Origin of the sequence: Curtobacterium sp. B18 (assembly GCF_000333375.1) — a bacterium.
GTDB lineage: Bacteria > Actinomycetota > Actinomycetes > Actinomycetales > Microbacteriaceae > Curtobacterium.
In genome coordinates, this window is sequence record NZ_BACZ01000313.1 from 1 (window position 1) to 4,959 (window position 4,959).

Annotated in this window: 5 protein-coding genes and 1 pseudogene; 4 read left to right on the forward strand and 2 right to left on the reverse strand. The window is 72.8% G+C overall.

The window, feature by feature from the left end; all coding sequences use genetic code 11:
• Positions 1-822 (forward strand): annotated as a pseudogene (gene serC, locus I5E_RS21470) (phosphoserine transaminase); the annotation flags it as partial.
• A gap of 82 nt (positions 823-904) precedes the next feature.
• On the opposite strand, the gene I5E_RS08490 reads toward serC, so the two are convergent.
• The gene (locus I5E_RS08490) at positions 905-1,618 is read right to left on the reverse strand and encodes a DUF3027 domain-containing protein (RefSeq protein ID WP_022906597.1); all 714 of its coding nucleotides are present in this window, start codon (positions 1,616-1,618) and stop codon (positions 905-907) included.
• Positions 1,618-1,995 carry a cold-shock protein gene (locus I5E_RS08495; protein WP_022906598.1) on the reverse strand — a complete coding sequence of 126 codons (378 nt, stop codon included), beginning with the start codon at positions 1,993-1,995 and terminating at the stop codon, positions 1,618-1,620. Before I5E_RS08495 ends, I5E_RS08490 begins: the two co-directional genes overlap by 1 nt.
• Before the next feature lie 56 nt (positions 1,996-2,051).
• Between I5E_RS08495 and I5E_RS08500 the strand changes: the two genes are divergently transcribed.
• The 3 genes from I5E_RS08500 to I5E_RS08510 all read left to right on the forward strand — a co-directional run.
• The gene (locus I5E_RS08500) at positions 2,052-2,351 is read left to right on the forward strand and encodes a hypothetical protein (RefSeq protein WP_022906599.1); all 300 of its coding nucleotides are present in this window, start codon (positions 2,052-2,054) and stop codon (positions 2,349-2,351) included.
• A 28-nt stretch (positions 2,352-2,379) separates the two neighbouring features.
• Positions 2,380-4,140, forward strand: coding sequence for a helicase-associated domain-containing protein (locus I5E_RS08505; protein WP_022906600.1), 1,761 nt, complete (start codon positions 2,380-2,382; stop codon positions 4,138-4,140).
• Between the two features lie 57 nt (positions 4,141-4,197).
• Positions 4,198-4,959: helicase-associated domain-containing protein (locus I5E_RS08510; RefSeq protein WP_022906601.1), on the forward strand; the 762-nt coding region annotated here is incomplete at its 3' end.

The following is a 4,959-nucleotide window of genomic DNA, read 5'->3' on the forward strand; positions in this document are numbered from 1 at the left end:
TCCTTCGGCGAGTTCGGCTCTTAGTTCGCCAAGGCCGCGGGTGCCCCCTGGCTCGAGGCACCGCACGTGGTCGAGGCCCCCGGCGGATCCCTCGCGTCGCTCGAGCCGGTCGAGGGCGTCGACGTCTACGCCTACCCGCACAACGAGACCTCGACGGGCGTCATGGCCCCGGTCGTCCGCGCCGCGGGTGACCCCGGCGCCCTGACCGTGGTCGACGCGACGAGCGCCGCCGGTGGTGCCCGGTTCGACGTCGGCGCCACGGACGTCTACTACTTCGCCCCGCAGAAGAACTTCGCCTCGGACGGCGGCCTGTGGCTCGCGCTCTTCTCCCCCGCGGCGATCGAGCGCGTCGAGCGGATCGCCGCGAGCGACCGCTACGTCCCCGAGTTCCTGTCGCTCAAGAACGCCGTCGACAACTCGCGGCTGGACCAGACGCTGAACACCCCGGCACTCGCCACCCTGATCCTGCTCGACGACCAGGTCCGCTGGATCAACGAGTCCGGCGGGCTCGGCTGGGCCGACGCGCGCACGAAGACCTCGTCGTCCACGCTCTACGACTGGGCCGAGTCGGTCGACTACGCGACGCCGTTCGTGACCGACCCCGCAGCCCGGTCGCAGGTCGTCGCCACGATCGACCTCGACGACGCGATCGACGCGAAGGCCGTGGCCGCGACCCTCCGCCAGAACGGGATCGTGGACACCGAGCCGTACCGGAAGCTCGGTCGCAACCAGCTGCGCATCGCGACCTTCACCGCGATCGACCCGGACGACGTCGCCAAACTCGTGCGGGCGATCGACTTCACGGTGGACGCCCTGCGCTGAGGCGGTCGGTCCTCGTGACAGGAGGCGCGGTGCCAGCTGGCACCGCGCCTCCTGTCCTTCCCGGGGACCGGTCGGTCACCGGTCAGGAGCGGTGGTGCTCCGGGTCGACCTCGCCGGCGTCCAGTCGATCGAGCTCGAGGTCGGCGTCCGGGTCGACCGGGCGGACCCGCTGGGTCCGTCGGCGGCCGTGGACGGGCTCGGCGGGTGCGTCCTGCTCGGGGGCGTCGTCGGTGTCGTCCTCCGTCGAGCCGTCGAGCTCGTCGACGTCCACCCCGTCGATGTCGTCGTCGTCGGACTCGTCGAGGTCGTCCTCGTCCGCGTCGAAGTCGTCCTCGTCGTCGGACTCGTCGTCGTCCGACTCGTCGTCGTCCGAGTCGTCGTAGTCGGCGTCCTCGTCCACGTCGTCGTCCTCGTCCTCGTCGCCGTCGAACTCGTCGTCCTCGTCGGGGTGCTCGCCCGCGGCGCCGTCGGCGTCCTGCCCGGCCCGGTACTCGGCGAGCCGCTCGGACCACGGCACCCACTCCGGTGCGACCAGCGAACCGTCGCCCGGCATGAGCTCCACCTCGAGCACGGTCGGCTCGTCACCGGCGACCTGGGCGATCGACACGGTCCAGCGCCAGCCGGGGTAGCCGGCCATCCGGTTGGCGAAGAGCACCGAGACGACGCCGTCGCCCTCGTCGACGGTGCCGGCGAACGCGCCGACGGTCGACTCGGGGGTCACCTCGACGAGCGCCGTCCGGGCGAGCGCGGTGAGGTCCTCGGAGGGAGCCGGGGCAACGGGGGAGGTATCGGTCATCACGCGTCCAACTGGTCAGCGACGTGCCGCAGGATCGCAGCGATTCGGGTGCCGTTCTTCGGGTACCGGCCGTGCCGGAAGTCCCCGCTGATCCGGTCGAGCTCCTTCACGAGGTCCTCGACGATGACGGCCATGTCGTCCGCCGATCGGCGTGACATCTTCGCGAGCGACGGCTGCGGGTCGAGGAGCCGCACGGACAGCGCCTGCGACCCCTTCTTCCCCTGGACGACGCCGTACTCGAGCCGCGAACCGGCCTTCACCGACGTGACGCCGTCCGGGAGCGAGGACGCGTGCAGGAAGACGGGTTCGCCGTCGTCGCCGGTGATGAACCCGAACCCCTTCTGGTCGTCGTAGAACTTGACCTTGCCGGTGGGCATTCGTCGGTCTCCTCGTGATCGTGGAACGGCCGTGGTGCGTCGGATATCCTGGGTCGATGGCCAAGCCGACCCGATCCGCCGGGAACACGCAGGACTCCGCGCAACCCCCGGTGACGTTCAATCGTACCGAACGCGCCCTCGCGTTCATGGTCGGCGGGATCATCATCCTCGGCTTGCTCTGCTTCGTCGCGATGATCATCGTCTGGCTGACGGCCCCGGGCGCCGCGGGCTCCATGCCGTGGCCGGTCGTGCTCGCGATCCCGCTGTACGGGTTCCCGATCGGCATGGTCCTCCTCTTCGTGCTCCTCGGCATCGTCTGGACTCGACGTGCCCGTGAGAACCGAGCGAGTCGCTGAGGCCCGCGTCGAACGATCGCGGCGGACGATGACGACCACCGCAGACCTGGCCGCCCGGCTCCGGGCGATGCCCGACGACGCCCTCGAACGGCTCGTCGTGGCGCGTCGACTCCCCACGGCGGTCCTCGCCGAGACCGGTCCGCTGCGCATCTCGGACTTCTTCGACCTCGCCGAGGCGCTCCGCACCGACGACGCGGTGGACGCCGCGATCGAGCACCTGCCCCGCCGGACGCTGCTCGCGCTGCGCGACGGCGCGGGGTCGGCCGACGACCTCGCCCCCGCGGTCGCGCTGGGCCTCGCCGACGAGGACGGCGGCGTCGACGACGCGGTGTCGGCCCGTCTGGCCGCCCACGACGAGGTCGCGGGACTCCCGGGAGGCGCGGCGCAGCCCCGCCCCGTCACTCCCGCCCGCGGGACGGACGACGACGAGCGGTCGCGCACGACCGGCGCGGAGCGCGCCTTCGAGACGATGACCGTGCTCGCCGAACTGCTGCGGGCGGTGTCCGAGGGCGCCGTCCGCGAGCTCGTGAAGGGCGGCATCGGCACGCCGCTCGCGAAGACGCTCGGCGATCGGGCCGGGGCGGACCCGACCCTCGTGCCCGACCGGTTGGCGCTGCTCGACCGGGTCGGGTTCGCCGCGCCGGGTGACGGCACGTGGGCGACGACGGCACCGGGTGACGCCTGGCTCGTCGCCGGCTGGCCGGACCGCTGGTCGACGCTCGTCTCGGCCTGGCGGGACGCCCTCGACCCCGCCGTGCGGACGGTGCTCGGCGTGGCAGGCGACGACCTCCGCGACCTCGTGTCGGTCGGCCGGTGGGCCTACCCCGCGGGCTCGCGCTGGCTCGACGCGGTGCTGCTCGACGTCGCGGGCACCGCGGCGGCGCTCGGCGTGACCGACGACGGACTCGTGACGAGCACCGGGCGCGCACTGCTCGACGGGGACCCGATCCCCGCGGCCGAGGACCTCCCCCGCACGGTGGACACCGTGTACCTGCAGCACGACCTCACCGTCATCGCCCCGGGGCCGCTCGCCCCGGTCGACGACGCGGCGCTCCGGACCGTCGCCGTGCTCGAGGCCCCGGGTCTCGCCGCGCGCTACCGCATCTCCGAGGACTCGCTCCGCCGGGCGTTCCGGGCCGGGCACACCCGGCAGGACGTCGTCGCCCTGCTCGAACGGCTGTCGGCAACGGACGTCCCGCAGCCGCTGTCGTACCTCGTCGACCAGGTGTCCTCCCGCGACGGCAGCATCGTGGTCGACGTCGGGCCCGAGGGGATCGGCGCCCGCGTGCACGGCACCCCGGACCAGCTCGACCTGGTCGGTGTGGACGCCGAGCTCCGCCAGCTGGCGTGGGAGCGCAGCGACCTCACGACCCTGGTGACCCGCTACCCGCCGCACGTCGTCCACACGGCGCTCGAGGACCAGCGCTACCCGGCCGTCCTGACGGCCGCAGCCCGCCCCGCGGCGGGATCCGTTCCTCCCGTCCGACGACGCACCACCGGACGCAACCCGGAGCAGGCGGCGCACGCACTCGTGGAGCGGCTCCGCGTCACGACCGAGCGGGGCGACGCCGAGCCCGAACAGGAGTGGCTGGGACGGCAGATCGACCTGGCCGTCCGCGGGCGGACGCCGATCCGCCTGACCGTGCGCATGCCGGACGGCTCCGAGCGGCCGTTCTCGATCGTGCCGACGTCGGTCGCGGCCGGCCGGGTGCGGGGGCGCGACACGGCGGCCGACGTCGAGCGCACGCTCCCGCTCTCCCTCGTGGTGGCCGTCGAGAGCGACGCCTGATCCACCGCTGAGCCGATCCGCGCTGGCTCGCAGCCGAGCGGCCTAGGCTGATCCGTCATGAACGGACCGCTGATCGTGCAGAGCGACCGCACCGTGCTCCTCGAGGTGGCGCACCCCGACGCCGAGGACGCACGGCACGACCTCGCGGTGTTCGCCGAGCTCGAACGCGCACCGGAACACGTGCACACGTACCGCATCACCCGGCTCGGCCTCTGGAACGCGCGCGCCGCCGGACACGACGCCGAGAGCATGATCCACACGCTCGAGCACTTCGCGAAGTTCCCCGTCCCGCAGAGCGTGACGGTGGACATCCGCGACACGGTGGCGCGCTACGGTCGGCTCGTCATCCGGCGCGAGGAACGCCCAGACGCGCCCGCCGTCGCGAACTCCCCCACCGAGGAGCTCGAACGGCAGCCGGTGCTCCTCCTCACCGCGTCCGAGCCGACCATCCTCGCCGAGGTCATCCGCTCGAAGCGGATCAAGCCGCTGCTCGGCGACATGCGGTCCCCGGAAGAGGTCGAGCTCCTGCCGTGGGCACGCGGGCAGATCAAGCAGGAGCTCGTGAAGCTCGGCTGGCCAGCCGAGGACCTCGCCGGCTACACGCCGGGCCAGCCGCACCCGATCGACCTCGACACCGACGACTGGCACCTGCGGCCGTACCAGGAGCAGGCGGTCGACACCTTCTTCGCACAGGGCTCCGGCGTCGTGGTGCTGCCGTGCGGCGCCGGCAAGACGCTCGTCGGTGCCGGCGCGATGGCGACCGTCAAGGCCACGACGCTCATCCTCGTCACGAACACGGTCTCGGCCCGGCAGTGGCGG